Raw genomic sequence first — 25,121 nt, forward strand, 5'->3', positions numbered from 1 at the left:
GTGTGTCGCACGAAGCCACTCTTATACGAGTACGCCAATTGCGGCGGGATCGAACTCTTTCATAGCGTAGCCAGGGTTGGCGCCTACCTTCTCTGTCCAGTGGATATCGCATATTGGGACTCGTCCGACAGCGATCAGATCGAACTCCTCGCACTCCGTCCGATCGACCAATGGGTCGAGGCTTGCGGCTTCGGAGCGCTCTCCGCCTGTGTGTGCTGAGGAACTCGTTGTTATGTCCAATAGCATCGACGCTGATGGTCGGCGCCCCCAAGGGCTTTTTCGCCCATCCGGTGATGGTTGAGGCCGTTTTCGCCATGCCACGTTCAAATGACTCCACGCGGCAGGCGCGAAACAGAACGTCATTTGGGGTCGAGGACACTTTGAAAGGCTCCACTGGGAAATGACCCGACATTCACAGGAAGAACATCGAGAAAGGTTCGCCGCTTCTCGAGCAACTTGGCGGTCGATCTTTCGATCATCTTGAGGAGCCGCCAACCGCCCGCATCTCATCCCGCCGGATATTCGATGTCGGAGGCAACCTTGCCGCCCCCGAACGACCAATCTTCCATTACGGTGTTCGCCGAGAGGCGGACGAAAACATCGTCCGGCGACAGGCCTGGTAATACCGAAAGCTTCTCCACGAGACGGGCCACAAACGCCTTCTTCTCATCACGCCGCCTTGCGTCGGACTCGATGTTGATGAGGATGAAATCGTCACTTCGCTCGCCGTCGATCCCAAATCGTCGATCGTATATAAGCGTCCCGGGCTCCAACTGTTCGATGATCTGGAACATGTCGTTCTCAGGCATGAGATAAGCCTCAACGAGGGCTTCATAAATGCTCTGTGATAGCTGCTTGATGTATTCTGAAGACTTACCCTTCAGCATAGTTACGCGAACGAGTGGCATGGTTTTTTCCTTTTCTGTGGTTTGGGGATGAATTGGCGAAAAACGAACATCAGAGTGGCACGCCTATCTGGCCACGATGGTTTGAACAGCTATTCCTCAACGCTGAAGCTCACGCCGGCGTGCCGCCTCAATCGCTCGACCAGGCTGCCGCGCAGCGCAGCGCCAGGGGTCCAGATGCCACCTGGCACATCCGGCGCACCCATCAGAGCGATCGCCGTTTCAGCGAGCATTTTTGATGACGCGCCATAACCGGGGTCGATATCGCCCTTCACTGACGTGCGCACCTTCCGCCCGTCCGCTCCGATTCCGATGAACAGGATGTCGTAAAAGCCGGCCTCACGCTCATCCTTAGTCGGCCCCTCGCCGGGCTTGGGCAGGAGGCTCATATCCCCTACGCTCGGTATTTCGCCACCGCCAACCACCATCTCGTCGTAAAGGAAATCCCTGCCATAAGGATGACCCATCAAGAGGTTCGAGCGATGGACGTTCTTGGTATCAAGCGCCGCCATGATGAACGGCCCAACGGGCCCCACGTCGGGGTCATCTCTGACCGCGTCGCCTGGAGGTTGGGTTGGCCCCTCGAAGCCAGGCGTTAAGCCAAACGGGCTCATAAAGACCGCGCGCTGCACAGCATCGTTTTGAACCGCCGCCATTGTGGCCATCACACTCGCGACAGAGCCCCCCGAAGGGCCGCCTTGCATGGCCCGCAGCCGAGCTTTCACGTGCGGCGCGGGGGCGCCCAGCGTCGCCTTAGCCGTCTCTTGGGCGTAATAGACTCCCAGCTCGAACACCAGCGAATCGAACCCGCATGAGAATAAGATCCGTGCGCCAGACGCCTTCGCCGTCGCCTCGTGCGTATCGATCATCTGACGAATCCAGGCGGGCTCGCCACACAAGTCTAAATAATCGACCCCAGCAGCAGCGCAGGCGGCCACCAAGTTTGAGCCGTAGAACTGATAGGGTCCGACGGTCGAGACAATCGCCTTGGTCCGCGCGATCATCGAGGCGAGTTGAGCCGGGTCGTTCGCGTTGGCCTCCACCAGCGGCATGTCCTTCGGCGCCCCGAGCTGATCGCGCACCTCTGCCAATTTCGCTTGGCTGCGACCGGCCATGGCCCACTTCACCTTACCGCCCACGCCATAGTGCCGCGCGTAATGCTCCGCGACGAGTCGGCCGATGTAGCCGCTCGCCCCAAAGACAATAATGTCGAACTCCGCCGCCGGGTTCATGGCAGGCTCCCTCTAGCTAATCGCATGTGCTCTTCGCTCCAATTTGCCCGAGCTGGCAAGCATTCCTCGCAGGCGTCATCGGGGCGCCCCATCGCGAAATGCCTCACCAAATCGGTTTAACTTTACAACCACCGCCCAGATGGTACTCTGTCTGGTTTATTTTTGCAACTTACGGCTTGAATACGAATTGATGCAAACCACGACACCACAGTGACTTCGGCGCTGTCGGAACTTGGATCGTCTATAGCAACAAGCCGCTGGCATGCACACACCGGCATGAAGGAGTGAGATGAAGGGCAAGCGTACAACGCTGGAAACCAGCACTTGCGCGATCGCGCGATCCCTCGAGACAATTGGTGACTGGTGGTCGCTGCTGATTGTTCGTGACGCTTTGGCGGGAACGCGGCGTTTTGGGGAGTTTCAGCGGAGCTTAGGACTAGCAAAGAACATCTTGACCACGCGTCTGCGGAAGCTGGTGGCCTGCGGCGTTCTCACCACGGCACCCGCCTCCGATGGATCCTCCTATAGAGAGTATGTCTTGACCGAGAAAGGTGAACGGCTCTACCTAGTGGTCGCCTCGCTTTGGCAATGGGGAGAAGAATTCTGTTTCCCTCCCGGGCAACTCTCCTACGATCTGGTGGACCGACAAACCCACGAAAAACTCCGCCCACTTGAGTTGAAGTCACAGGACGGCCGCACGCTCGGCCCGCACGACTTCGTTTCGCGCGCGCTCGAACGAGGAGACAGAGATCCTTCTTCAACCGCGCTGAGTCAAGGGGATCCGCCAAGAAAATGAGCGCCTGACTCACGAGCAATCGAAGGCAAAATTTGCTCGAGTCGCGGGAATTGGAGGTTAAGGCACTGTTGAACCCGCGACATACGCAATGTCGTCACCCGGTAGACGTTGAACCAACTGAGCGCTGCCGAACTCGAGCGTGTCGGCCGGCATCACTTTCACATCGTGGCCCATCGTGCGCAACCCTTGCACGCATTCGGTGGGCATCGATGCTTCCACGATAAGTTGTCCCTCGGCATCGATGCGCCAGCGGGGAGCATCCGAACTCGCCTGCGGATTAAATGTAAGCGCGCGGCGAACACATCTTGACGAGGGCCGCGCATGCGGCGGTGAGCGCGAGGGGGTGCTCAGCTCTGCTGCCAGCGATGCGGCAACAGTTCGTCGATCCGGCTGTGCGGCTGCGTTGGCAGGCGCAAGAACACATCTCTCAGATAAGCATGCGGATCGTGCCCATTGAGCTTGGCTGACTGGATCAAGCTCATGACGGCGGCAGCGCGCTGCCCTGCACGAAGGCTGCCGGCGAACAACCAGTTGTTGCGACCTACGGCGATCGGCCGGATCTGGTTCTCCACCCAGTTGTTATCGGCTGGCAAGTTGCCGTCGTCCAGGTAGCGCGTCAGCGCGGCCCAGCGCTTCAGGCTGTAGTTCAACGCCTTGGCTGTCCCTGAACCTTCCGGAACCTTGAGCCGCTGCGCGATCATCCAGGCTTGCAGCCCCTCGGCGATCGGTCGACCCCGCGCTTGGCGGATCCGACGCCGTTCATCGGAGTCCAAGTCTTTCACTTCGCGCTCGATCTCGTAGAGCCGAGTGAAGTACTGGATCCCGGCTTCGGCGACCTGGCTCTTGTTGGCCGTGTGCAGTTCGACGAACTTGCGTCGAGCGTGTGCGAGGCAGCCCGCTTCGACGACACCCTTGCCCAGCATGGCCTTGTAGCCGGAGTAGTCGTCACAGACCAGCGCACCGCGCCAGTCGCCCAGGAAGTCCTGCGCATGCTGACCGGCCCGGCTGTCGGCGAAGTCGTAGACCACCGCCTTCATGCCTTCGAAGGCGCCTGGTGTGTAGGCCCACAGATACGCACGGTGAGTCTTGCCGGTGCCGGGCTTGAGCATCGCTACCGGTGTCTCGTCGGCATGCAGAACGCGGTGAGCGAGGATCGCTTCCTTGAGTGCGTCCACCAGTGGTTGCAGGCGCACGCCACAGGCGCCGACCCAGGCCCCGAGCGTCGAACGCGGAATGGCCAGGCCAGCGCGCCCGAAGATCGCTTCCTGCCTGTACAGCGGCAGATGGTCGGCGTACTTGGCGACCATCACCTGCGCCAGGAGGCCGGCTGTCGGGATGCCCTTGTCGATCACCTGTGCGGGCACCGGCGCCTGGATCAGCGTCTGGCACTTCGCGCAGGCCCACTTGCCCCGAACATGCCGCTCGACGGTGAACACGCCGGGAACGTAGTCGAGCTTCTCGGCCACGTCCTCGCCGATGCGCTTGAGGGCGCAGCCGCATGCACAGGTGGTCGACTCGGGTTCGTGGTGAACGTCGACGTGCGGCAGGTCTGCCGGCAGCGCCGTGCGCCGCGGCTGCTGCTTGTCCTCGGTCTTGGGTGGCGAGCGAAGCTGCTTCAGCTCCTCTTCGATGGCGGCCAGGTCGGCATCGAGCGTTTCATCCAGTAGGCTGGCCTGCGCCGCGTCGAGCTTCTCGCTGCTCTTGCCGAAGCGCAGGCGCTTGTACTGCGCGAGTTCGTGGGTAAGCTGATCGACCTTGGTGGTCTTGAACGTGACCTCGCGCGTGAGCGTCTCGATCGAGCGATCCTTGGCCTCGAGCTGGCTTTGCTGCTCTGTGAAGTCCTTGATGAGCCGGAGGGTCACCTCGCGCAGTTGCTCTGCACTGAGGCCCTTCAATTGTTCGGCATCCACCATGAGCACGTATGGTGCCGCGCGACCGTGCGAATGTCATCGGCGTTTGCAGCAATTGCACCGCCGCCCTCCGATCACACCACGGTGATGACGCCCGCTGCACCGACGCGCTGCCAGGGCAGTCCGAGCACGAGTGTGTCGAGCTGCTCACGCGTCATCGCCATCTCCGTGCCCAGGCTTGCGTTAGCCCAGAGGAAGCGGCCGTGGTGCAGACGACGTGCGCACAGCCAGATGCCGATGCCATCGTGCACGAGCACCTTCATGCGGTTCGCCCGCCGATTGGCGAACAGGTAGGCATGGTGCGGATGCGCGGCACCGAACACCTTCACGACGCGTGCCAGCGCCGTCTCGGTGCCAGCGCGCATGTCGATCGGCTCGGTGGCCAGCCACACGGCGTCGACGCGGATCAACGCAGCCACTCGCGCAGCCAGGCTGCGCACGACGAGGCCGACTCGACTGGCCAGTGCACCACCGCAGTGGCGCTGCCCCTCTTAAGCTCGATGCGAATGTCGCGAATCGGTCTCTCGGCTTCGGGCTGCACATCGAGTGCGACGAAGGCTGGCGTCGGCAACTTGGGAACCTCGACCGCCTTCGGCGCCGCCGCCTTGCGATCGTCGGCGCGCCAACGATGCACCACGTTCGCGTTCAGGTTGTACAGCCTCGCGATCGCCGCGGCAGACGCATCCGGTTGGCGGCATGCCTCCAGAACCTCCGCCTTGAACCTCGCGCTGTGCTTGCGACGGGTGGCCCGCTTAACCACACCATCTATTGCGTCCACATCATTCATCGCGGACACGATGCCTGCCGACTCTCAGGCAATCAAGATGACTTCACCGCGCGCTTACGATTAAATCCCTCTACGACGGAATGAATCACCATCTGGACGTGGCCCTGGGATTGCATTTTGGCGCCCATCACACCAAAGGCCATGACGGGCGTCTCGTCCTTGAAAAGGAAGCCCGGCAGGATGGTGTGTGACGAAAGCTTGCCGCCGGCAGCTTCGTTCGCGTGGCCAGGCTGCAAGGTGAAGCCAGCACCGCGGTTCTGCAATGCAATGCCGGTGCCTGGCACCACCAAGCCGGATCCAAATCCGCGGTAGTTGGATTGGATGTACGACACTATCCGGCCCTCCTTGTCGGCAGCGCAGAGGTAGACGGTTCCTGAACTCGTGAGAGCGACTCTGGCTCTGGGCGAGGCGGCCGACGTCTCGATGGTGTTCGCAAGGGCAGTCAGGCGCTGCATGTCCAGGAGGTCGGACACCGACATGCGCATGGTTGCGGGAGCTGAGTTATGTGCGTAGAGGTCTCCGAACGCCATCCGCATCGCTTCGATTTCCAGACGCATGCGCCGCACCGGGCCTGCGGGGAGCACTTCGTAGTCGAGGTGCTCCAAGATGGCATGCGAAGTGACGGGTGGCATGACTGGGCGGCTTGCCGCCATTCGGTCGTGAAACGTTGCAGCGACTCGGCAAGCCCGGCAGCAGCCCGGCCACCGTTGCCAAGGTACGAGCCACCATCGACCGGCTTCTCCGTTTGAACCTGATCAGTCGCGTGGCCAATGCGCCGGTCGCTGTGGACGAGTTGCTGCTCGCGGAGTACCTCAGGCGTGACAAAGACGCTGCCTTCTGATGAGTTGTGTGTGCGGCGTCAGGGGACCGGCGCGGATCGACTGAATCCCTTGCTTCGCCCCACACGCTCGGAAACCGGGTCAAAAACCAATTGGTAACCCGCAACATCTCGCGAAGTGAAGCGACGCTGACGTGGATGCTTGTCTTGTCGCCACTCGCGAGAAGCATTGAAACGTGGCAAGGCAAAAAGTGAAGCAGTGACCGCCATGTCACGACCGTGATCGAGTTGGGCAGTCAGGACGCTTCAGGTCTGCAAGCCGGCAGTTGATCGAACTCAGCGGGACATTGCGTCCCCAGAGATGACCAACGGTGGCCAGGATGTTGGAAAAAGCGATTCGACAACCGCCGACAACGCCATCACACCCAGATCGTCGAGGTGACGACCCATGATCTGCAGGCCGACCGGCCGACCGTCAACAGTCAATCCAATAGGAACCGACGCGGCCGGCGCACCAGTCAAGTTTGCGAGCGCGGAGAAAGCGATCCAGGCGCTACCCGCCTCCACCGCTCTGCCGTTGATGGTGTCGGGCCCGGGGATGTCCAGTCCAAAAGCCGCGCACGCGGTCGTCGGCGTTATCAGGAAGTCATGGTGTTCCATAAAGCGCCAGACCGTGTTCGCGATGCGCTTTCGTTCCATCAGTGCGTGCGTGAAAGTGTCGGCGCTCCAATCGCGCGACAGCAGACTGGCCAGCCAGCCCTGCAGTTCGATGCGTTGTTCGGCTGCCATGCGCCTCAGGCCCTGCCGGTCCGTGTCCATGGCGACAAGGGTTTCGAACACGGCTGAGTAGTTGCCGACATCCGGCTGTACGACTTGGACGACACAGCCCAGCACTTGCTCCAGCCTGTGAACCGCGGCCTCCGTCCTCGCGCGCACTTCGGGATCGACCGCCGCAAAGCCGAGATCCGGACTGAACGCGATCCGAACACGACGCAACGTCTCGACCGGTGGCACCGCCCACTGCAGGATGTCGTTTGGCAGTGAAAACCTGTCCTTCGGCGTCGGGCCAGCGAGGACGGACATGGCAAGTGCGGCGTCGGCCACCGTCCGCGTCATGGGGCCGATGTGTTCGAGCGATTCCCAACTCGATATACCCGGGTGCCGCTCGTCCCGACAACCAGGGTAGGCCGGTACACGTCCCATTGAGGGCTTGAGCCCAAAGATGCCGCAAAGCGCGGCCGGCACCCGCACCGAGCCGCCACCATCGCTGCCGATCGCCAACGGGACCATGCCGGCGGCGACCGCTGCCGCCGAGCCAGCGCTGGATCCACCTGGCGCGAGATCGGGATTCCACGGGTTGCGTGTGGTTGGAAACAGCGCGTTATGACCGAAGGCGCCATAGCCGAATTCTGAAGTGTTGGTTTTGCCAACGATGATGGCGTCCGCCGCACGCAGCCGCTCGACCACAACGTCGTCTTCCTGCGGCACGTGTCCGGCGTAAAGGCGCGAGCCGAAGGTGGTGCGCAAGCCCTTCGTGCAGATCAAATCCTTGATCGCCACCGGCACGCCGGCCAGCGGGCCGACCGGTTGGTTGCGACCCAGGCGCTCGTCGAGCGCTTTGGCGGCCGCGCGCGCACCCGCTTCGTCGAGGGTGCAGAAGGCATGCAGCGACGGATCCAGCGCGGCGATGCAGCGGAAGGTCGCTTCGACCCTCTCCGCGGCGCTCGTGCGTCCGCTTTTCACCGCTTCGGCCATGGATGCTACGGTCATGCCTTTCTTCCCTTCTTGATGACAGGCGCCAGAAAACCCATCAGCATCTCGTGCGACTGTGTGCGATGCGCCGCCTGCCAGTCGTCGGCGAGCAGATCGGTTTCGAAGATGCGCGAAAGCGTCGGGCCGTGAGCCCGGCTGTAGTAAGCCATGCTCACCATCGCAACGTACAGATGCAGCGGGTCGACGCCCGGCCGGAAGAGGCCGATCGCTTCGCCTCGACGCAACAGGTTGCCGATCAAGTCGAGCACCGGCGATGCACCCTCGCGGATCAGCGCCGAGCGCTTGAGGTGCCGGGCCTGGTTCATATTCTCGTAGGCCAGGAGCCGGCGCAACTCGGGCCGCGCGCCGAAGTGCGTGTCGATGAAGTCGAACATCTGCAGGATGCCTGCGGTGGGTGCGAGGGCATCGAAGTCGAGTTGCAACTCTGCCGCCCTCAGCTTGGACAGCACCTCCTCGAGCACGCAGACGTAGAGCGCATCCTTGCCACCGAAGTAGTGGTAAAGCATGCGAATGTTCGACTTGGCGCGGCTGGCGATCTGAACGGTTCGCGCGCCGCTGTACCCCTTGGCGGAGAACTCCGCGATGGCGGCCTTCAGAATGCGCGCGCGCGTGCGGGCCGGGTCGCGCGGAACGATCTTCTTGGCGGAGGCGGATTCGGAATGAGAAGCCATCTGTTCGTTGTAGAGCCCGTCGAGGTTCGTCATGCGCGCAGGTTCGCCAGTGCCGTCAGCAGCTGTTTGGAGTCACTGACGAAGCCGAAGCATTTCTTGACGTTCCACACCGTCGCCTCCGTGCAGAAGGGAGGCGACGACGTGGCGCAGCAATCTTCCAGCATGACGCAGCCGTAGCCCAGGAAGTTTGCATCGGTCAGGGAGTGCAGAACGCACTGGTCGGTGTTGCAACCCGCAAACAGAATCGTCTTCACGCCGAGGTTGCGCAGGATGCTGTCGAGCGGCGTGTCCCAGAAGCCGCTGATGCGGTGCTTGTCGACCCTTATGTCGCTTGGCAGGGGCGCCAGTTCGTCGACGACAGCTGCGGCCCACGAGTCCTTTTCCAGCACGTTGCCTCGACCTTCGGGTAGCGGATCGCCCAAGCCGGTACCCGTACCGCTGTTCTTGTACAGGTGAATCTGGTTCGGCGGCATGTTGGCGAGGTCGGGGCGATTGCCCCAGTTGACCCAGATCACAGGAACTTCGGCGTCGCGCAACGCGGGCAGCACCGCCTGCAGTGGCACGATGGCTGCGCGGTCGGCAGCGAAGTCGCCACCGATGTGGTCGACCCAGCCGCCAGCGGTGCAGAAATCGTTCTGCATGTCGATCACGACGATGGCCGTGCGGCGCAGATCGATCATCACGTTTTGCGGCTCGGCGCGGAGCCGAAGGGCTCTCGGCGCGGGTGCGGGCATCGCCATGTCGACCTCGTTCCGCGTGGCGCGCCAATGGTAATGAGGGGCGATGCCGAGCGGTCTGCTGCCCGATTCTGGCTGGGTTGGCATGGTCAAGGACTCCAAGTTGGTGAGTGAACAAGCACCGCAATGGTGCCGCAATCGGCGCCCGGACGGTGCCTCGATGGATTCGGCCGATATCCGAAACGCTTGCGCGCAGCCACCGCTCCCGGCGTTTGCGCCGAGTGCAAAGGCTGCCGCCGAGCCGATGGCATTGTTCTTGCAAACGCCAGCGCCATTCGTGTCCATTTAGTAATCGTTCAGTTACTTAATCCCATCTACCTAGCGAAAGGAATGCCAATGCCGAGAACTCACTCCTCCCTTGCATCGTTTGCGTGGGCTGCGACCGCCGCGCTCATGCTGGCCGGTGTGGCGCACGCCGCCGATCCACTCACCGTGGGCGTGCTGATTCCTGGCTCCAAATCCGATAAAGGCTGGATGGAGTCAGGCTACGACGGTCTGGCTGCAGCGCAAAAGGCCTATGGCGACAAGATCAAGGTCCAGATGATCGAGAACATCAACTACGCCGACATGGAGCAGGCGCTGGTCAACCTGGCATCCAAGAACCAACTGGTGATCGGTGTCGGCGGCCAGACGCAGGCGGCGGTCACCAAGGTCGCCAAACGCTTTCCCAAGACCAAGTTTTCCATCGTCGGCGGCAACAAGGGCGACACCGTGCCCAACGTGGCTGGCTACGACGTGAAGCAAGCCGAGATCGCGTTCGTTGCAGGCGCTACGGCGGCCATGCTCAGCAAGACCGGCGTGGTGAGCTACGTGGGCGGCATGGAGATCCCGTCGATCGTCAATGCCGGCAAGGAGTTCGGCAAAGGCGCCGCCTATGTCAACCCGAAAATCAAGTACGTGGAGAACTACACCGGAGATTTCGACAACGTCGCGAAGTCGAAGGAAGCCACGCTGGCCGCCATCGCGCAAGGTGCAGACATGCACTATCACATCCTGAACCTGGGGCTGCGCGGCATGGAGCAGGCCGCGAAGGAAAAGAACACGCGCATCATCGGCAGCTACACCGACCGCTGCGGCACCGACCCTCTCTACCCGGCATACAGCATCACTGGCGTGGGTTACCAGGTGGAATACGCAATCAAGGAAGCCCAGTCCGGCAACTGGAAAGCCGGCTACAAGCCGTTCGGCCTCGCCATGGGTCCGAAGGCGTCCGACATGGTGATCTGCGGCGCGACACCCGACATGAAGGCGAAGATCGACGCGATCAAGAAGGACATCGAGAGCGGCAAGATCAAGGTGCTCGAAGGTTGATCCTCTCGTGACGCCGCTGTTGGAACTGTCGGGTATGGGCAAGCGCTTCGGCGCGCACCAGGTGCTCGACGATGTCTCGCTCACGCTGGAGGCGGGCGAGGTGCATTGCCTGCTCGGCGAAAACGGGGCGGGCAAGTCGACGCTGTGCAACCTTGTGTTCGGCGTGCACGCGCCGGATGCCGGGACCATGCGGCTGTCTGGTGCGGACTACCGTCCGGGCCGCCCGGCCGATGCACTGGCACAAGGTATCGCCATGGTCCACCAGCACTTCAGCCTGGTGCCCGACGTGAGCGTCGTGGACAATCTTCTTCTTGGCCAGTCGCGCGGCATTCTGAAGCGCGCGGAGTGTGCCGCGCGCATGCGGGAACTTGGCGAGCGCTACGGCATGCAGCTGGACCCGCACGCACTCGTCAGTGGCCTGTCGGTGGGCGAGCGCCAACGCGTCGAGATCGTGAAGTGCCTCATGCGGGAACCCCGCCTGCTGGTGCTAGACGAGCCGACGGCGGTGCTGTTGCCCGACGAAATCCGCGCGCTGCTGCAGGTTTGCGAGAAGGTCGCAGCAAAAGGGTGCGGCGTCGTGCTCGTCACCCACAAGCTGGCAGAGATCCGCCAGATCGCGCGGCGTGCCACGGTGCTTCGCGCGGGCCGTGTCGTCGCGCGCTCGGACGCTCCGGCGCAGGAGATCCAATCGCTGGTTCGAGCAATGATCCAGCGCGACCTGTCCGATCCCTGCGATGCTGTCCCGGCGTCGCCGCGCCGAGCTGCCACGCCAATTGGCGAAGCCGTGCCGACGCCCGCGCTGATGGTGGACGGGCTGACCGTGCGTGACGCCCAGGGCGTGACCCGGCTGGACAAGTTCACCGTGCTGGTGGCGCCCGGCGAGATCGTCGGTGTAGCCGGTGTTGAGGGCAATGGGCAAGTCGAGTTGGCCGCCGTGCTGTCCGGACTAGCTGCAGCCACCGAGGGCCGCTTTTTCGTGGGCGGCACCGAACTCACCGGCAAGGGCGCCAAGGCTGTCACGGCGGCCGGCGTGGGCATTGTGCCCGAGGACCGGCACGCCTCGGGCTGCGTCGTCGCGATGAGCGTGGCCGAGAACATCCTGCTCAACCGGCTCGGCAACTACCGCCGCTGGGGCCTGCTCGATCGCGCAGCAATGCTGCGCGACGCGCGGGAACTCATGAAGACCTACGACGTGCGCGCAGCGAGCCCCGAAGTGGCATTCGCTGGCCTGTCGGGCGGCAATCAGCAAAAAGCGGTGCTGGCGCGCGAATTGACCACCGAAAGGCTGCGCTTCCTGTTGGCCGCCCAGCCGACCCGGGGCCTCGATGTGGGTGCCGTCGAGGCTGTCTACGGTCACATCGTCGGCGCGTGTGAGCGCGGCATCGGCGTGCTTTTGATCTCTTCCGAGTTCGATGAACTGCTGAAGGTCGCCGACCGTATCGTGGTTCTGTATCGCGGCCGGATCATGGGGCAGTGCGACGCACGCCCTTCGCAGCGCGAGCGCATTGGCGCCTGGATGGCGGGACACACACAATGACGCGAACGAATCTCGCGACGGCCATGCGCGACCAGCGCGCCGTCGCTCTCTCACTGGCTGCCGTGGTGGTCGCGCTGTTGTGCGGTCTGGTTCTGGTGGCGGCCATCGGCGTGCCGATCGCTGATGCGGTGTCCGCGTTTGCCGAAGGTGCCTGGGGCTCTCCCTATGCACTGGCGGCGTCGATCAACCGCAGCCTCGTTTTCGCGTTGGTCGGACTGGGCTTCGTGTTGGCGAACCGGGCCAATCTCACCAACGTCGGCGGCGAGGGGCAGATTGCAGTCGGGGCCATTGCGGCCACAGCCGTCTGCCTGCACGGCGGCGTTGTCGATCTGCCGGCCGGACTGGGCTTCGTACTGCCGATGCTGGCCGCTTGCGTCGTGGGCGGGCTCTGGGGCGCCATCGTGGGCATGCTCAAGATCTGGGTCGGGACGAACGAGGTGATCAGCAGCCTGATGCTGTCGTTCATTGGCGTGTGGATGCTGTATGGCAGCGTGCAGAGCGTGTCGCTGCTGCGCCAGCCCATGACCACCTCGAGCACCTTGCCCGAATCGCTGGATATTCCCGACACGACCAAGCTGCCACTGCTGACCGGCGATGCGGCCATGCCGATGCACGTCGGGATGCCGCTCGTGCTGGTGCTGGCGCTGCTCGCCGCCGTGCTCCTGCACCGCACCGTGTTCGGTTTGCGACTGCGCGCGGTGGGCCTCAATCCCTTGGCGGCGCGCAAGGCCGGCATTGCGATTGCACCCTCGATCGTCGGTGTGTTCTTCGCAGCCGGTGCACTGGGCGGGCTTGCCGGCTCGATGATGCTGCAAGGCGAGCAGTACAGCCTAAGGGCCGGTTTCTCGTCCGGCTACGGTTTCGACGGGCTCGTGGTCGGGCTGCTCGCCCGCGGCTCAGTCACCGGCGTGATCGCCGGCGCGATGCTTTTCGGCTTCATCCGGTCCGGCGGCATCAACATGGAGATGGTCGCCAACGTGCCCAGTTCACTGGTGCTGGTGATTCAGGGCGTGGTCGTCGTGGCGCTGGCAGGTTCGGCGCGGTGGATTGACGGCAGCAAGGGAGGCACCCGATGAGCGACATGTCCGACGGCGCGATGCTCGCCGTCTTCGCGGGCTCGACCCTGCGTCTCGCGATACCGCTGGTGCTCGGCGCCACGGGTGAACTGGTGAGCGAACGCGCCGGCGTACTCAACATGAGCGTCGAAGGAATGATGCTCACCGGCGCCTTTGCCGGGGCCACCGGCGCCGTCGCAACCGGCAGCCCGATGCTGGGCCTGCTGATTGGCATCCTGGCCGTGCTTCCTGTGGCCTTGCTGCAGGCCTTCCTGAGCATCACGTTGCGCGCCAACCAGGTCGTGACGGGCATTGGCATCAACATCCTGATGCTGGGCGCGACCACGCTCGCCTACCGAGAGATTTTCGGTGGCCGCTCGCGCGCAGAGGTTCCCGGCTTTGACAAGTGGCATCTGCCCCTGCTGTCTCAGATTCCCGTGTTCGGCGAAGCGGTGTTCAGCCAGGTGTGGCTGGTGTACCTGGCACTCGCGCTCGTCGCCTTGTTGGCATGGGTGCTGCGCACCACCGCGATCGGCCTTGCGGTGCATTCAGCCGGCTCGGAGCCGAAAGCGGTCGAGAAGTCCGGCATGTCAGTGATGGCGGTGCGCTACGGCGCCGTTCTGTTCACCGGTGTTCTTTCAGCGATCGGCGGATGCTTCCTGTCGATCGGCGACATTCACACGTTCACTGAGGGCATGACGAGCGGCGCCGGCTACTTGGCCATCGCCGCCGTAATTTTTGGCAACTGGAAGGTGGGCCGCATGCTCCTGGCTTGCTTGTTGTTCGGTGGGACCACGGCCTTGCAATTTCAGCTACCAGCCTTCGGTATTCAGCTGCCGAATGCGCTGTTGATCATGCTTCCCTATCTGATGGCGCTGCTAGCCGTCGGTGGACTCGTCGGCCGGCAGAGTTCACCCGCGTATCTGACGCAAGCATATGTGCGCTAGGGCGAATGCTCGACCTCTGCTGTTGTGGCGCTAGGCACCCAGCGAGAGCTTGAACGAGCCAAGTTGCGATGCGTCGTTCGTATAGGCGTCGCAACGACAGCCAACAAGCGCGTCGCGCAGCTGCTCGATCTTCTCGATGACCACCGGCTTCATCTCCAACTTGTTCGCACGGAAATAGTCGGAGACGTTGAATGCATCCTGTGCCAGCTGGCCGGAGACCGCGAGACGCAGTGTGTTGGCGCGGCCACGGGTCAGGTGCTGCTCGTCGCGCGTAACGCGGTAGCTCGGACACATCGTGCCGGCGTCGAACTTGCGGCAGTGCCCGTTGTTGTTGCACATCTCGACAGCCTTGGCAAAGCCGCAGGTGACGTCACCGCCCGTGCCTGGCGCCGTCGTGACTTCGGTGACTGGGTCGGCCTGCACGCTCCAAGCTGACCAGTCCAACACCGGCTGGATGGGAATGCGCTTGTAAGGCTTGGGCGGCCCGGGAGGGGCGAACCGAAAGAGAGACCCGTCGTCCATTTTCGGCGTGTCGATGGTCTTGCCGGGGTTGAACAGGCCCGTGGGATCGAACTGGCCTGCCGGATCATTTCGCAACGGGCCGCGCCGATAAAGCCTGCGAAGAATGCTCGCCAGCGCGGACGAATTGGGCCGAAGAGCATGAAGCAGGTGCGATTCTCTGAAGGGAGCCTGCCGTGAACCCGGCGGCGGAGGTCGACATTATTGGCTAAGGGGGCGAGCGGCTACACAGGCCGACTCGTCGCGGAACACTTCGCGCGGCGCTATGGCGTGGGCGGTAAGGTGAAGTGGGTCATGGCCGGTCGCAGCCAAGCCAAGCTGGCAAAGGTGCGCGATCAGTTCGGGGCGCCGAAGGACACTCTGCTGGAGGAGGTCGACGCGAACGACACGGCTCTGCTCTCCGCGATGATCGAGCGAACCAAGGCTATTGTCACGACCGTTTGCCCCCATCTTTCCACCTCTACCGGAGAGACGCTGACCTCAACGAACTTTCCCGCGATGCACCCAAAACGTTGCGCCGTGCTTTACCCGGCCTGCCAGGCATCGTTGGCATGGAGGGCTTTGGACACTGGCCGCATTGGGAGCGGTCTGGAGGGGCGAACGAAATCCTCCTGAATTTATATAGTCTCTCGCATCAGACTAGGTGAGACACGCCCGGCCAGTCCCTGCTGGAGGTCTTTGCACAGACGTTCGGCCAATGTGGGCCGGAAGAAAGTTTTTGAACTGGGTCGGTCCGGCTGCAATCGCACTCAGAAAAATGTCTATCGCGAAGCTGACGATCTGCTGTTGCGTGAGCTTGGCCCGTTTGCGAGGAAGTTGGCGAGCGAGGATCAGTGAAGCGATCCCGTGCTCTACGGTCCAAGCTGCATGTGCAAGAACGTCTAGCCGTTCCTTGGTCCAGCCACTTTCGAGGGCGAGCGCGTGGATTGAATTGGCGAAATAGCTGAAGGACGCGTTGCCGGCATCCTCCAGTTCGCCGTCCCGAACTTCGGCCAGCAGCCGCGGGCCGATCATCAGGTCAAAAAGCCCCTGATGTGCACACGCAAAATCAACATAGCTCAACATCATTTCCCGTGCGCGAGTTGCGGGCGCGGCAACCGAGTCGACGATAAGTTTGCGCTGTTCAGCCAGCTCCCTGAAACCGCTACTGGCGATGGCTGCCAGCAAATGCTCTTTGCTTTTGAAATGTTTGAAAGGGGCTGCCTCTGAAACCCCAAGGCGGCGCCCGATGGCGCGAATGCTCAACTCCGTCGCACCGTTCTCCTCAAACATCTTGCGACCCTCTGTGACGAAGGCCCTACGCAAATCGACACCGCGACGTACCGCTTGTTGAGCCAGCTCGGCGTCGGCGGTGGGTAAATTTCGTGTACTCATCATGGACTTCGTGAAGGTGATCTGACATGGATCTTATAGCGGTGCATGGCCTTGGCACCAAAGGTTTGTCAGATGGACTTGACCCGTTCAGACATGCCGCAATCTACGGGTAAACACTGTTATCATCGTCTAGTAAACGGTGTTAACCTTGTGATGTTGCATTCGCAGCAAGCGATTGCAAGAGCGGCCCGAGAGGACACTTCCAACTGGCCGGCAATCATTGATCTTACGAAGGATTCCTAGAGTCATGACAACAGTCACGTTCGAAAAAGATGGCGCTGTCGGCGTCGTCACGCTTTGCAAGCCGCCCCACAACCTGATGGACAACGCCATGCTGGCGGATTTGTTCACCGCATACACGGCCGCCGTCGACAGCGGATGTCGTGCCATCCTGCTGAGGAGTTCGATGCGTCACTTTTGTGCAGGAGCGGACCTCGACGTGATCTTTGCGGAGCGGCCCGACCAGCAGCGTCTTGTTGCGCTGTGGGCTGCGCTGGAGGATGTGCCGATCCCGATCGTGGTCGCCGTGCACGGCGCCGCCTTGGGTGGTGGGCTTGAACTCGCTCTCATGTGCGACATGATCATCGCCGCCGACACCGCATCGTTCAGCATGGCCGAGGCTTCGATCGGATTGCTTCCGCTCTTGGGCGGCGTGCAGCGGATGGTCCAGCGCGTCGGTCCTGCTCGGGCGAAGGAGCTTGCAATGTTTGGGCGACGCCATGATCCACGCGCCATGGAGCGCTGGGGCGCAATCAATCTGGTCACTCCAGAAGCGGAACTGGGGACGGTTGCCATGTCCTGGGCTCGGCAACTTGCATCGGGCCCCACGGTGGCATTCAAGGGCATCAAGAAGCTGGCCAACTTAACAGTGCGTGAGGGCATCGCTGGCGCGGACGCGAGGCAGACCGAAGTCAACACGTCGATGTGGGCGTCCGCGGATCAGCAACGCGGTCTGGATGCGTTCAATGCCACTGGCAAGCCGGCAACGGCGATTTTTGAGGGTAACTGAGATGGCTGCACCATTGAAAGGTCTCCGGGTCGTCGATTTCACCCGCGTGTTGGCGGGGCCCCACTGCAGTAAGACACTGCGCGACCTCGGCGCCGACGTGACCAAGATCGAGCCGCCGGCTGGCGATGTGGGTCGCTCTGGGGTGCCGCTTGTCGGCCCAATGTCCCTATATTACGTGCAGCAGAACGCCGGCAAGCGAAACATCAGCCTGGACTTGAACTGGCCTGAGGCACGCAAGATTGCGGTGGATCTATGTCGCGACGCAGACGTCATTGTGGAAAACTTTCGCCCTGGCACGCTTGCGCGCTACGGGCTGGGCTATGCGGATGTGGTCAAGTTCAACACCAAGGCGATCTATGTTTCCATGAGCGGCTATGGGCAGACGGGAGTATGGAGAAACCGCCCCGCGTTTGCGCCCACCATTCAGGCTGAAACCGGCCTGACCGAAATCCTCATTGAGCACTATGGCGAAGCGCTCAGTGAAGTTCGCAATGACGCCTGCAGCCACGCGGACGTGTACACCGGCTTGCAGGGAGTGATCGCCGTGCTGGCTGCGCTGGAAGATCGTCACAAGACCGGCCTCGGACAACATGTGGACGTTTCGATGGCGGCCACGATGCTGTCAGTGAACGAGCGGGCTGGTGCACTGATGTCTGGCCTCGACGTCGACGGCGAACCGTACGCGCTCAGCGCAACTGAATCGCCGATCTTCGACCTCCCTGACGGTCGTCGGCTCACCATCGCGTCCAGTCCGATCTTCTCCCCGTCTTTTGTGAGCTACTGCGCCATGATGCGGCGCACTGACCTCTTGAGTGATTCGCGCTACGCCACGGCAACGCTTCGACGAGCGAACCTTGACAGTCTGATGCTGGAGGTCCGGGCCTGGATTCTGACGTTCAGCGACCTGGACGAACTCCAGGCGCAGGTGAGCGAGGCCGGCTTGGCGATTGGCGTCCTGCGGACGACCCAAGAACTTGCCGAATCCGAATGGGCTGCTGAGTGGGGCGCGGTTGTCGACGTGGACGACCGCAACGGAGGCACCGTGCGCATGCCTGGGCCGCCATGGAAGTTCGGGCGTTCCACACTGCCTGCCGCCGGAATTCCCTATTTTCAAGGCGAAAGCAACGCAGAGGTGCTGGCAGAGCAGGGCCTGTCGCCCGCCGCCATCAACGACTTGCATCAGCGGGGCGTCATTCGCCATCGCCGTACTGCCACCGGCTCATTCGACTAAGGAAAACGCAATGGAATACCTGAACCAAACGCATGATATCAATGCGATCAGCTGGGTGACTTCCGCCAATGCAGCCGAAAGTCATTTCCCAGTGCAGAACCTGCCATTTGCCATCTTCCGAAGGAAAGCGTCCGGCGAGCGTTGGCGCGGCGGCGTGGCAATCGGTGACCAGATCCTGGACATCGCGAACGCCTTCCACCGCAATCTCTTCTCGGGTGCCGCGCGAGGCGCAGCTTCGGCGGCCACTCAAGAGGCATTCAACGATCTGTTCGCGCTTGGGCCTTCATCTTGGCGTGCGCTGCGCCACGCGTTGTTCGCGTTGCTGCGGCAGGGTGGACCAAGCGATGCACAAATGTCGACTCTGCGCGAATGCCTAGTTTCGCAGGCCGATGCGGAATACAAGCTCCCGGCGAGGATTGGTGACTACACCGACTACTTCACTTCGCTCGATCACGCGGTGAACTGCGGGCGGCTCTTCGATCCCACAAACGAACTTCCGCCCAGCTTTCGATGGATCCCCATGGCGTACCACGGGCGTGTTTCGACCATTGGCGTAGCTGGGCAGACGTTTCATCGCCCGACAGGGCAGTTTCTGCCCCCCGGCTCGCGAGAGCCGATCTACCAGCCCACATTGAAGCTGGACTACGAATGTGAGTTGGGTATGTTCATCGGTCCTGGCAACCAGTCCGGCGAACGCATATCAATTGAAGATGCAGAGAACCACATTTTCGGCCTATGCATGTTGAACGACTGGTCCGCCCGTGACATCCAGGCTTGGGAGATGAACCCTCTCGGCCCGTTCCACGCCAAGAACTTCGCGACAACCATCTCGCCGTGGATCGTAACGATGGAGGCACTAGCGCCCTACAGGAAGCCGGCGGTGCGCGCGGACTCCGAGCCTCAGCCCCTCTCCTACCTGGACTCCGCCGAGAACCGATCGAGCGGTGCGTTCGATATCCGGCTGGAAGTCTATATTGAAACTGAAGCGATGAGGGCCAAAGGCCGTAAGCCTCCGCTCGTTTCGGCAACCAGCTTCGAGCACCAGTATTGGACCCTCGCGCAGATGGTGACGCACCATGCCGCAGGGGGCTGCGCACTTCGCCCCGGCGATCTGCTGGGTACCGGCACTATCTCCGGGCCTACACGCCTCGAGGCCGGCGCACTCATCGAGCTCGGCTTGGCGGGAAGAGAACCCGTTCAGCTCGGCGATGGAGAGGAGCGCGGATTCTTGGCCGACGGGGATGCGGTCATTTTCGAAGGTCATTGCGAACGAGAGGGCTTCGTACGCATTGGCTTTGGCAGAAATTTCGGAAGGGTTCTGCCAGCAGTCGCACCGTTGATTGACACGACGGCCGCATCACGCGGCAAGACGCCGGAGCATCTCCCGCTGTGAGGTGCTTCGAGCTAGAACTTGTTTGAACGCAGAGGAAGTTCCAATGTGGAGCAAGACTGATTTCGTGCGAAAGCGCGTCCTTATCACCGCGGGAGCGAGCGGACTTGGCCTTGAGATGGCGCGCAGCTTTTACAGCGCCGGCGCACAGCTAACAGTCTGTGACGTTGATCGCGCCGCACTGGCGCGCTTGGACGCCGAGATGCCGACCGTGCACTCGATGTACGCTGACGTTTCCAGTGAGAGCGACGTTGGGGCCCTTTTTGGGTTTGCAGAGCAGAAGATGCGAGGTCTCGATGTACTCGTCAACAATGCAGGCGTTGCCGGCCCCACCGGGCGATTCGAAGATGTTTCTCTGCCCGAATGGGAGCAGACGTTCGCGGTCAACATGACGGGGCAGTTCCTGTGTGCACGTGCGGCCGTTCGGTTGCTGCGAAAGCAAGCTGGTACTAGCATCATCAATCTTTCCTCGGCTGCGGGCCATTTGGGAATGCCAGGTCGCGTCGCCTACAGCGCCTCAAAGTGGGCGGTGATCGGCTTCACGAAGACGCTTGCAATCGAACTCGGCCATGACGGGATCCGCGTGAACGCCGTTTTGCCAGGGGCGGTCGATGGCCCGCGCATCCGGGCAGTCATCCAGGCGAAGGCTCTTGAGCGAAACGTGCCCATCGAAGACGTTTCCAAGGCCTATTCGAGACAGGCCGCGTTGGGCCGCATGGTGAGCGCAATGGACGTTGCAAATATGGTCATGTTTCTTGCCAGCGATGCCGCGGCAAGCGTCACCGGCCAAGAAATGGCTGTCGATGGGCACACGCAGCAACTGAGCTGATCACGGGCAGTGACGGACAGTCGTCTGACGCTCCATCGGCAAGCCCCACCCGCGCATTCAAACCGCAAGAAAAGTCGCCTTTATCCTCTACCACACCAGGTGAACCCTTTGAGCCGTTCCAGAAAAGTAATCATTACCTGTGCCCCCACGGGTGCGATTCACACGCCAAGCATGTCGCCCCACTTGCCAGTGACTGCAGCAGAGATAGCGGAAGCGTCGATTGCCGCAGCCCGCGAAGGCGCGGCAATCCTGCATCTTCATGCGCGAGATCCGGTGGATGGACGCCCGTCGCAGGATCCCGAACTCTTCAAGCCGTTCCTGACGGAAATTCGCGGACAAACAAATGCCGTGATAAATCTCACATCCGGCGGCAGTCCGCACATGACGGTTGAAGAGCGTATGCAGCCGGCAACGTTCTTCAAGCCCGAACTCGCATCGCTGAACATGGGGTCAATGAATTTTGGCTTGTTCCCGATGCTTCAGCGATTTCCTGTCCTACGCCATGACTGGGAGCGTCAGCATCTGGAAAACAGCAAGAATCTGGTTTTCAAGAACACCTTTGCGGACATAGAGCGAATTCTGCAACTGGGTGCGGAGAATGGGACACGCTTCGAGTTCGAGTGCTACGACATCAGTCATCTCTACAACCTCGCACATTTCCTGGACCGTCAGCTTGTCAAAGGGCCGCTTTTTATCCAGTCTGTTTTTGGCATCCTCGGTGGTATCGGCGGGCACGTCGAGGACTTGATGCACATGCGTCGTACCGCCGATCGCTTGTTCGGAGATTCCTATCTGTGGTCGATTCTGGGTGCGGGACGCAACCAAATGACGCTGGCGACGATTGGCTTGGCCATGGGCGCCAACGTGCGTGTCGGTCTGGAGGATTCTCTCTGGCTTGGCCCTGGAAAGCTTGCGGAGTCCAGTGCGGCGCAAGTTCGCAAAATCCGCAAGGTGATCGAGGCACTCGATCTGGAGGTCGCAACGCCGTCTGAAGCCCGGCAACTTTTGGACCTGAAAGGGGCTAGCAACGTGGGATTCTGACAGTCGGTGAACCTCTCGAAGTTGCCCTTGAGCACCCATACGGCCAGCAGCGCGAGTAGTGCCAGCACCCCAAGCCATTGCATTGATGCGGCCTAACCGATCGCCGCCGTCAAACCGATTGCGATCGATGCCATCGCGAACTGGTCGAATTAGCCGCCGGCGTTGACGATGCCCGTGGATAGCCCACGCTTGTCCGCCGGCACCAGCCGGGTGCTCGCCGCCATCAGCACCGACGGACCGGCCATGCCGGCGCCCCCCGCCGCAAACACGCCTATGCCGAAAATTGGGCCGGTAGTAGATGTCATCAGCAGCGTAGAACCCGTTCCGATCACGGCGAGGAGCACGCCTACGAAGATCACCCTCCCCGTGCCGATGCGTTCATCAACGGTGCCTCTGAAGGGCTGCGTCGAGCCCCACCACAGCTGCCCGAAAGCAAAGGCCAAGCTGATCCTGCCCACACCCAGCCCAGTCGATGTATTCATCGCGGAAAGGACAGACCCATCGCCTGACGCACACCTATCGTGAGGGCGAATGTGCCGGCCGCTACCAGCAGCCAGACGGCGTGGCGCGCAGGCCCGCATCCGACTCCCGCAAGGTTCTTGGCGATTTCACTCATCGGAGTCCTTCTTATCCTTGCACGCCCCGTCTGCATTGCGGAGTAGTTCGATGCTCTCGTTGATAAGCAAATGCAACTGAAGCACTCGCTCTGTGCCGAGCATCGAGTTGAGTTCCTGTTGAGCAGAACGCCAACCTCGCTGTGCCTCGGCGAATTTTTTTTGGCCCGCCTGGGTGATGGAAACCAAACGACTGCGGGCATCGACCCCTTCGGTCTGTGCTAGCCAGCCCGCCGCCGCCATCGGTTTGAGGTTGCGCGTAAGCGTGGAGGCGTCCATGTTGAGTCTGTCTGCCAAGTCAGTAGGTCGCAGCGGCCCGCCATGCATGACATGCGTGAGCAGCGAGTACTGCGTGGTCTTCAGACCGGTTGCCACGAGATGCGAGTCGTAGAAGCGCGACACGAGGCGCGTCAGTCCCCGCAACCTGAAATTTGTACAAGCCTGCGTCTTTGTTGTGCGATCCATGGAGACCATTGTAAGTACAATTGATGTATATGCAATCTTATGAATCTAGTTCGATGCGAAACGCAATGGCCCGATGGAGCGATCTCGAGAACGCGGTTGAGGAGAAGCCGAGTGCCACCCCTTCCCCTTCAGGCAACGCATCGTTCCACTATGCAGTTCGAATTTGCACCCGGCGTCTCCTTCAGTGAGTTCCGCAAGGCATCGCCAATCGATCCCAACAGCGTTTTCGACATGATTCAACTCCGCCGTCGCGGCGCATGACGGTCAGGCGAGTCGGTGCCACTACCGAAAACCTGCGAAAAATCATGGCGACGACCTTCAGGACCGCGAACAAGACGGGCTTCGCAGCCATGTCGCAGCGTGACTTGTCGCGAGAATCGGGGTTGTCGATCGGAGGCCTGTACGGCTGCATCAAGACCAAAGACGATCTGGCCGCGATGATCGCGGACGTGGTGCGCTACAGCAACACCGCCTTTCCCGAGTGGTTCGCGGACTGGTCTGATCTCAAAAAAGTCTGGAAGCGACGCCGCGCAGCCACATCTTCCTGGCCGAACTACTTCATCCATGGCTCTACTTCGTCTTCATGGATACACGCGCACTATCCAGTACTCGAAAGTCAGTCGCCAAGGCCGGCGATCTTTCATTCCCAGCAAGAGTTGATGCGTCTGATGAGTGCCTCCAAACTCGAGCGAGGGCCACAGATTGAATTGCTGGCTTCGCATTGCCTGCCTCTTATCCAGGACTGGTATGTCAAACGTTGGAAGTACCATCAGTTGCGCATCACAGTGGATGAGTTCGCGAACAGCGTATGCCATTTGATGCCAACGCTGTCGGCGGGATCACCGGGAAGAAATCACGTCCAAAATGACATCGAACGCACCGGCTCCAAGTCGCCCAGGGCCGGAAGCACGCCTGGGTACGTGAACCTTCTAGGGGGTCGGTTCCCTTGACAACGGCCAAGTCGTTAGATGCGGATCGGCTTGAGTCACCGGCACGCGTTGACGTCGACGACGGTGCGGCCTCGGACCTTCCCTTCGAACATTCGTGCCGCGACGACGGGCACGTCTGCGAGACCCACGACCTCGGTTGTGCGGGCGAGTTTGCTCAGGTCTAGATCACTTGCCAGTCGCGACCAGGCCTCAATGCGGGCCTCCTGAGGGGCATTGACGGAGTCGATGCCGGCAAGGGTCACGTTGCGCAAGATGAAAGGCAGAACGGAAGCGGGGAGGTCCATGCCCTGAGCCAGCCCGCAGGCCGTGACCACGCCCCGGTACCGGGTTTGAGCCAGGACGTTCGCCAACGTGCGGCTGCCGACCGAGTCCACGGCGCCGGCCCATCGTTCGCTCGCGAGGGGCGCTCCTGACTCCGACAGCGTCCGCCGGTCAATGACCTCTGTAGCGCCGAGGCTGCGCAAGTATTCTTGCTCTTCGAGACGCCCCGTCGACGCCACGACCCGGTAGCCCAAGTCCGAAAGGATCGCGATCGCGATGGACCCTACGCCGCCATTGGCGCCGGTGACGAGAATGTCTCCATGCTGCGGGGTGAGGCCGCCATGTTCGAGTGCTAGCACGGACAGCATCGCCGTATAGCCCGCCGTGCCGATCGCCATGGCATCCTTGGTCGAGAAAACTGCCGGAATCTTGATCACCCACTCGCCCTTCACTCGGGCCTTCTGAGCGAATCCGCCGTGGTGAGTCTGGCTTAGGCCCCAGCTGTTGACGACAACTCGGTCTCCAACCGCAACGCCGGGAAACGCTGACGCCTCGACGGTTCCGGCCAGATCGATGCCCGCGATCAAAGGGAACTGGCGAATGACCTCTGACCGCCCGGTGACCGCCAGCGCGTCTTTGTAGTTCACCGTCGAATAGTCGACCGCGATGCTGACGTCTCCGGGCATCAGATCCTGTTCATCCATCTCGACCACTTCGGCCGAGATGGTCTTGTTCGTCTTCGTTGCTAGCAGGGCTTTGAATGTCATAGTGTTCTCCAAATCGTTTATTTTTCCAAGGCCGGGATCCGAAGCAGCGGCACCTTCGGCGCATCGAGCCGCAGATTTTTTCGAATGCCGGCGTCCACCAATCCGGCCGGCGTAAATCTGCGAAGCAATCGCGGACGGTTCGCAGGCAGGCGACGCGTGAATGCAGCGTCAAGGCCACGCTTGGCGCCCATGATGAGCGCGACACAACCTTCGATCTTCATCGGGAGCCTCT

General features: G+C 61.6%; 26 protein-coding genes and 2 pseudogenes. 13 read left to right on the forward strand and 15 right to left on the reverse strand.

Going from position 1 to position 25,121, the window contains the following annotated elements; translation table 11 throughout:
* Positions 1-506: 506 nt before the first annotated feature.
* Positions 507-908 carry a tautomerase family protein gene (locus tag QTI05_RS27235; protein WP_286539709.1) on the reverse strand — a complete coding sequence of 134 codons (402 nt, stop codon included), beginning with the start codon at positions 906-908 and terminating at the stop codon, positions 507-509.
* Between the two features lie 89 nt (positions 909-997).
* A complete protein-coding gene (locus tag QTI05_RS27240) occupies positions 998-2,137 on the reverse strand; it encodes a saccharopine dehydrogenase family protein (RefSeq protein ID WP_286624980.1) in 1,140 nt (379 codons plus the stop codon).
* Positions 2,138-2,426: 289 nt separating this feature from the next.
* Here QTI05_RS27240 and QTI05_RS27245 point away from each other — a divergent pair, with 289 nt between their 5' ends.
* Positions 2,427-2,933, forward strand: coding sequence for a winged helix-turn-helix transcriptional regulator (locus QTI05_RS27245; RefSeq protein ID WP_286624979.1), 507 nt, complete (start codon positions 2,427-2,429; stop codon positions 2,931-2,933).
* 347 nt (positions 2,934-3,280) lie between these two features.
* Here QTI05_RS27245 and tnpC read toward each other — a convergent pair whose 3' ends face one another.
* The 4 genes from tnpC to QTI05_RS27265 form a co-directional block, all read right to left on the reverse strand.
* The gene (gene tnpC / locus QTI05_RS27250) at positions 3,281-4,846 is read right to left on the reverse strand and encodes an IS66 family transposase (RefSeq protein ID WP_286624988.1); all 1,566 of its coding nucleotides are present in this window, start codon (positions 4,844-4,846) and stop codon (positions 3,281-3,283) included.
* Between the two features lie 71 nt (positions 4,847-4,917).
* Positions 4,918-5,262 (reverse strand): IS66 family insertion sequence element accessory protein TnpB, encoded by a 345-nt coding sequence (gene tnpB / locus QTI05_RS27255; RefSeq protein WP_286624978.1) that lies wholly within the window; start codon positions 5,260-5,262, stop codon positions 4,918-4,920.
* Entirely contained in the window at positions 5,250-5,630 is a 381-nt protein-coding gene (locus QTI05_RS27260; protein WP_286624977.1) for a transposase, read from the reverse strand. The genes tnpB and QTI05_RS27260 overlap by 13 nt, the downstream gene beginning before the upstream one ends.
* Before the next feature lie 32 nt (positions 5,631-5,662).
* On the reverse strand, positions 5,663-6,235 hold the full coding sequence (locus QTI05_RS27265) for a gamma-glutamyltransferase (protein WP_286624976.1): 573 nt from the start codon (positions 6,233-6,235) through the stop codon (positions 5,663-5,665).
* A 38-nt stretch (positions 6,236-6,273) separates the two neighbouring features.
* Between QTI05_RS27265 and QTI05_RS27270 the strand changes: the two genes are divergently transcribed.
* Entirely contained in the window at positions 6,274-6,471 is a 198-nt protein-coding gene (locus QTI05_RS27270; RefSeq protein WP_286624975.1) for a hypothetical protein, read from the forward strand.
* A gap of 273 nt (positions 6,472-6,744) precedes the next feature.
* Here the strand turns inward: QTI05_RS27270 and QTI05_RS27275 are convergent, their stop codons facing one another.
* The 3 genes from QTI05_RS27275 to QTI05_RS27285 are packed head-to-tail and all read right to left on the reverse strand — an operon-like array spanning position 6,745 to position 9,676.
* Positions 6,745-8,178, reverse strand: a complete 1,434-nt coding sequence (locus tag QTI05_RS27275; RefSeq protein ID WP_286624974.1) for an amidase — start codon at positions 8,176-8,178, stop codon at positions 6,745-6,747.
* Positions 8,175-8,885, reverse strand: coding sequence for a TetR/AcrR family transcriptional regulator (locus tag QTI05_RS27280; RefSeq protein ID WP_286624973.1), 711 nt, complete (start codon positions 8,883-8,885; stop codon positions 8,175-8,177). Before QTI05_RS27280 ends, QTI05_RS27275 begins: the two co-directional genes overlap by 4 nt.
* Positions 8,882-9,676: a cysteine hydrolase family protein gene (locus QTI05_RS27285; protein ID WP_286624987.1), complete on the reverse strand. Its 795-nt coding sequence runs from the start codon at positions 9,674-9,676 to the stop codon at positions 8,882-8,884. Before QTI05_RS27285 ends, QTI05_RS27280 begins: the two co-directional genes overlap by 4 nt.
* A gap of 306 nt (positions 9,677-9,982) precedes the next feature.
* Between QTI05_RS27285 and QTI05_RS27290 the strand changes: the two genes are divergently transcribed.
* The 4 genes from QTI05_RS27290 to QTI05_RS27305 are packed head-to-tail and all read left to right on the forward strand — an operon-like array spanning position 9,983 to position 14,439.
* Positions 9,983-10,900: a BMP family protein gene (locus QTI05_RS27290; RefSeq protein ID WP_286624986.1), complete on the forward strand. Its 918-nt coding sequence runs from the start codon at positions 9,983-9,985 to the stop codon at positions 10,898-10,900.
* 34 nt (positions 10,901-10,934) lie between these two features.
* Positions 10,935-12,437, forward strand: a complete 1,503-nt coding sequence (locus QTI05_RS27295) for an ABC transporter ATP-binding protein (RefSeq protein WP_286624985.1) — start codon at positions 10,935-10,937, stop codon at positions 12,435-12,437.
* Positions 12,434-13,513 (forward strand): ABC transporter permease, encoded by a 1,080-nt coding sequence (locus tag QTI05_RS27300; protein ID WP_286624972.1) that lies wholly within the window; start codon positions 12,434-12,436, stop codon positions 13,511-13,513. Before QTI05_RS27295 ends, QTI05_RS27300 begins: the two co-directional genes overlap by 4 nt.
* A 5-nt stretch (positions 13,514-13,518) precedes the next feature.
* The gene (locus tag QTI05_RS27305; RefSeq protein ID WP_286624984.1) at positions 13,519-14,439 is read left to right on the forward strand and encodes an ABC transporter permease; all 921 of its coding nucleotides are present in this window, start codon (positions 13,519-13,521) and stop codon (positions 14,437-14,439) included.
* Positions 14,440-14,628: 189 nt separating this feature from the next.
* On the opposite strand, the pseudogene QTI05_RS27310 reads toward QTI05_RS27305, so the two are convergent.
* Positions 14,629-15,015: pseudogene (locus QTI05_RS27310) on the reverse strand (FAD-binding oxidoreductase); the annotation flags it as partial.
* A gap of 237 nt (positions 15,016-15,252) precedes the next feature.
* Here QTI05_RS27310 and QTI05_RS27315 point away from each other — a divergent pair.
* Positions 15,253-15,573 carry a hypothetical protein gene (locus QTI05_RS27315; protein WP_353505974.1) on the forward strand — a complete coding sequence of 107 codons (321 nt, stop codon included), beginning with the start codon at positions 15,253-15,255 and terminating at the stop codon, positions 15,571-15,573.
* Positions 15,574-15,597: 24 nt separating this feature from the next.
* Here the strand turns inward: QTI05_RS27315 and QTI05_RS27320 are convergent, their stop codons facing one another.
* Entirely contained in the window at positions 15,598-16,332 is a 735-nt protein-coding gene (locus tag QTI05_RS27320) for a TetR/AcrR family transcriptional regulator (RefSeq protein ID WP_286624970.1), read from the reverse strand.
* A 247-nt stretch (positions 16,333-16,579) separates the two neighbouring features.
* Here QTI05_RS27320 and QTI05_RS27325 point away from each other — a divergent pair, with 247 nt between their 5' ends.
* The 5 genes from QTI05_RS27325 (at position 16,580) to kce (ending at position 21,832) form a co-directional block, all read left to right on the forward strand.
* A complete protein-coding gene (locus tag QTI05_RS27325) occupies positions 16,580-17,341 on the forward strand; it encodes an enoyl-CoA hydratase/isomerase family protein (RefSeq protein ID WP_286624969.1) in 762 nt (253 codons plus the stop codon).
* Position 17,342: 1 nt separating this feature from the next.
* Positions 17,343-18,572 (forward strand): CaiB/BaiF CoA transferase family protein, encoded by a 1,230-nt coding sequence (locus QTI05_RS27330; protein WP_286624968.1) that lies wholly within the window; start codon positions 17,343-17,345, stop codon positions 18,570-18,572.
* Positions 18,573-18,582: 10 nt separating this feature from the next.
* Positions 18,583-19,965 (forward strand): fumarylacetoacetase, encoded by a 1,383-nt coding sequence (gene fahA / locus QTI05_RS27335; protein ID WP_286624967.1) that lies wholly within the window; start codon positions 18,583-18,585, stop codon positions 19,963-19,965.
* A 43-nt stretch (positions 19,966-20,008) separates the two neighbouring features.
* On the forward strand, positions 20,009-20,791 hold the full coding sequence (locus tag QTI05_RS27340) for an SDR family oxidoreductase (RefSeq protein ID WP_286624966.1): 783 nt from the start codon (positions 20,009-20,011) through the stop codon (positions 20,789-20,791).
* Positions 20,792-20,899: 108 nt separating this feature from the next.
* Positions 20,900-21,832, forward strand: coding sequence for a 3,5-dioxohexanoate:acetyl-CoA acetone transferase (gene kce, locus QTI05_RS27345; protein ID WP_286624965.1), 933 nt, complete (start codon positions 20,900-20,902; stop codon positions 21,830-21,832).
* A 20-nt stretch (positions 21,833-21,852) separates the two neighbouring features.
* Here kce and QTI05_RS27350 read toward each other — a convergent pair.
* Positions 21,853-22,448: pseudogene (locus QTI05_RS27350) on the reverse strand (MFS transporter); the annotation flags it as partial.
* On the reverse strand, positions 22,441-22,911 hold the full coding sequence (locus QTI05_RS27355; protein ID WP_286624964.1) for a MarR family winged helix-turn-helix transcriptional regulator: 471 nt from the start codon (positions 22,909-22,911) through the stop codon (positions 22,441-22,443). The gene QTI05_RS27355 and the pseudogene QTI05_RS27350, both read right to left, overlap by 8 nt.
* Before the next feature lie 305 nt (positions 22,912-23,216).
* Here QTI05_RS27355 and QTI05_RS27360 point away from each other — a divergent pair, with 305 nt between their 5' ends.
* Positions 23,217-23,861: a TetR/AcrR family transcriptional regulator gene (locus QTI05_RS27360; RefSeq protein ID WP_286624963.1), complete on the forward strand. Its 645-nt coding sequence runs from the start codon at positions 23,217-23,219 to the stop codon at positions 23,859-23,861.
* 35 nt (positions 23,862-23,896) lie between these two features.
* On the opposite strand, the gene acuI is transcribed toward QTI05_RS27360, so the two are convergent.
* Positions 23,897-24,889 carry an acrylyl-CoA reductase (NADPH) gene (gene acuI, locus QTI05_RS27365; RefSeq protein ID WP_286624962.1) on the reverse strand — a complete coding sequence of 331 codons (993 nt, stop codon included), beginning with the start codon at positions 24,887-24,889 and terminating at the stop codon, positions 23,897-23,899.
* Between the two features lie 17 nt (positions 24,890-24,906).
* Entirely contained in the window at positions 24,907-25,110 is a 204-nt protein-coding gene (locus tag QTI05_RS27370; protein ID WP_286624961.1) for a hypothetical protein, read from the reverse strand.
* Positions 25,111-25,121 lie beyond the last annotated feature (11 nt).

This window comes from Variovorax fucosicus, assembly GCF_030316825.1.
Lineage (GTDB): Bacteria > Pseudomonadota > Gammaproteobacteria > Burkholderiales > Burkholderiaceae_C > Variovorax > Variovorax fucosicus.

Bases quoted from the DNA above. Each gene is read 5' to 3' on its own strand.
- QTI05_RS27235 (WP_286539709.1), bottom strand. From the start codon at position 908: ATGCCACTCGTTCGCGTAACTATGCTGAAGGGTAAGTCTTCAGAATAC.
- QTI05_RS27240 (WP_286624980.1), bottom strand. From the start codon at position 2,137: ATGAACCCGGCGGCGGAGTTCGACATTATTGTCTTTGGGGCGAGCGGC.
- QTI05_RS27245 (WP_286624979.1), top strand. From the start codon at position 2,427: ATGAAGGGCAAGCGTACAACGCTGGAAACCAGCACTTGCGCGATCGCG.
- tnpC (WP_286624988.1), bottom strand. From the start codon at position 4,846: ATGGTGGATGCCGAACAATTGAAGGGCCTCAGTGCAGAGCAACTGCGC.
- QTI05_RS27260 (WP_286624977.1), bottom strand. From the start codon at position 5,630: ATGAATGATGTGGACGCAATAGATGGTGTGGTTAAGCGGGCCACCCGT.
- QTI05_RS27275 (WP_286624974.1), bottom strand. From the start codon at position 8,178: ATGACCGTAGCATCCATGGCCGAAGCGGTGAAAAGCGGACGCACGAGC.
- QTI05_RS27280 (WP_286624973.1), bottom strand. From the start codon at position 8,885: ATGACGAACCTCGACGGGCTCTACAACGAACAGATGGCTTCTCATTCC.
- QTI05_RS27285 (WP_286624987.1), bottom strand. From the start codon at position 9,676: ATGCCAACCCAGCCAGAATCGGGCAGCAGACCGCTCGGCATCGCCCCT.
- QTI05_RS27290 (WP_286624986.1), top strand. From the start codon at position 9,983: ATGCTGGCCGGTGTGGCGCACGCCGCCGATCCACTCACCGTGGGCGTG.
- QTI05_RS27295 (WP_286624985.1), top strand. From the start codon at position 10,935: ATGGGCAAGCGCTTCGGCGCGCACCAGGTGCTCGACGATGTCTCGCTC.
- QTI05_RS27300 (WP_286624972.1), top strand. From the start codon at position 12,434: ATGACGCGAACGAATCTCGCGACGGCCATGCGCGACCAGCGCGCCGTC.
- QTI05_RS27305 (WP_286624984.1), top strand. From the start codon at position 13,519: ATGTCCGACGGCGCGATGCTCGCCGTCTTCGCGGGCTCGACCCTGCGT.
- QTI05_RS27315 (WP_353505974.1), top strand. From the start codon at position 15,253: ATGGCCGGTCGCAGCCAAGCCAAGCTGGCAAAGGTGCGCGATCAGTTC.
- QTI05_RS27320 (WP_286624970.1), bottom strand. From the start codon at position 16,332: ATGAGTACACGAAATTTACCCACCGCCGACGCCGAGCTGGCTCAACAA.
- QTI05_RS27325 (WP_286624969.1), top strand. From the start codon at position 16,580: ATGACAACAGTCACGTTCGAAAAAGATGGCGCTGTCGGCGTCGTCACG.
- QTI05_RS27330 (WP_286624968.1), top strand. From the start codon at position 17,343: ATGGCTGCACCATTGAAAGGTCTCCGGGTCGTCGATTTCACCCGCGTG.
- fahA (WP_286624967.1), top strand. From the start codon at position 18,583: ATGGAATACCTGAACCAAACGCATGATATCAATGCGATCAGCTGGGTG.
- QTI05_RS27340 (WP_286624966.1), top strand. From the start codon at position 20,009: ATGTGGAGCAAGACTGATTTCGTGCGAAAGCGCGTCCTTATCACCGCG.
- QTI05_RS27355 (WP_286624964.1), bottom strand. From the start codon at position 22,911: ATGGATCGCACAACAAAGACGCAGGCTTGTACAAATTTCAGGTTGCGG.
- QTI05_RS27360 (WP_286624963.1), top strand. From the start codon at position 23,217: ATGGCGACGACCTTCAGGACCGCGAACAAGACGGGCTTCGCAGCCATG.
- acuI (WP_286624962.1), bottom strand. From the start codon at position 24,889: ATGACATTCAAAGCCCTGCTAGCAACGAAGACGAACAAGACCATCTCG.
- QTI05_RS27370 (WP_286624961.1), bottom strand. From the start codon at position 25,110: ATGAAGATCGAAGGTTGTGTCGCGCTCATCATGGGCGCCAAGCGTGGC.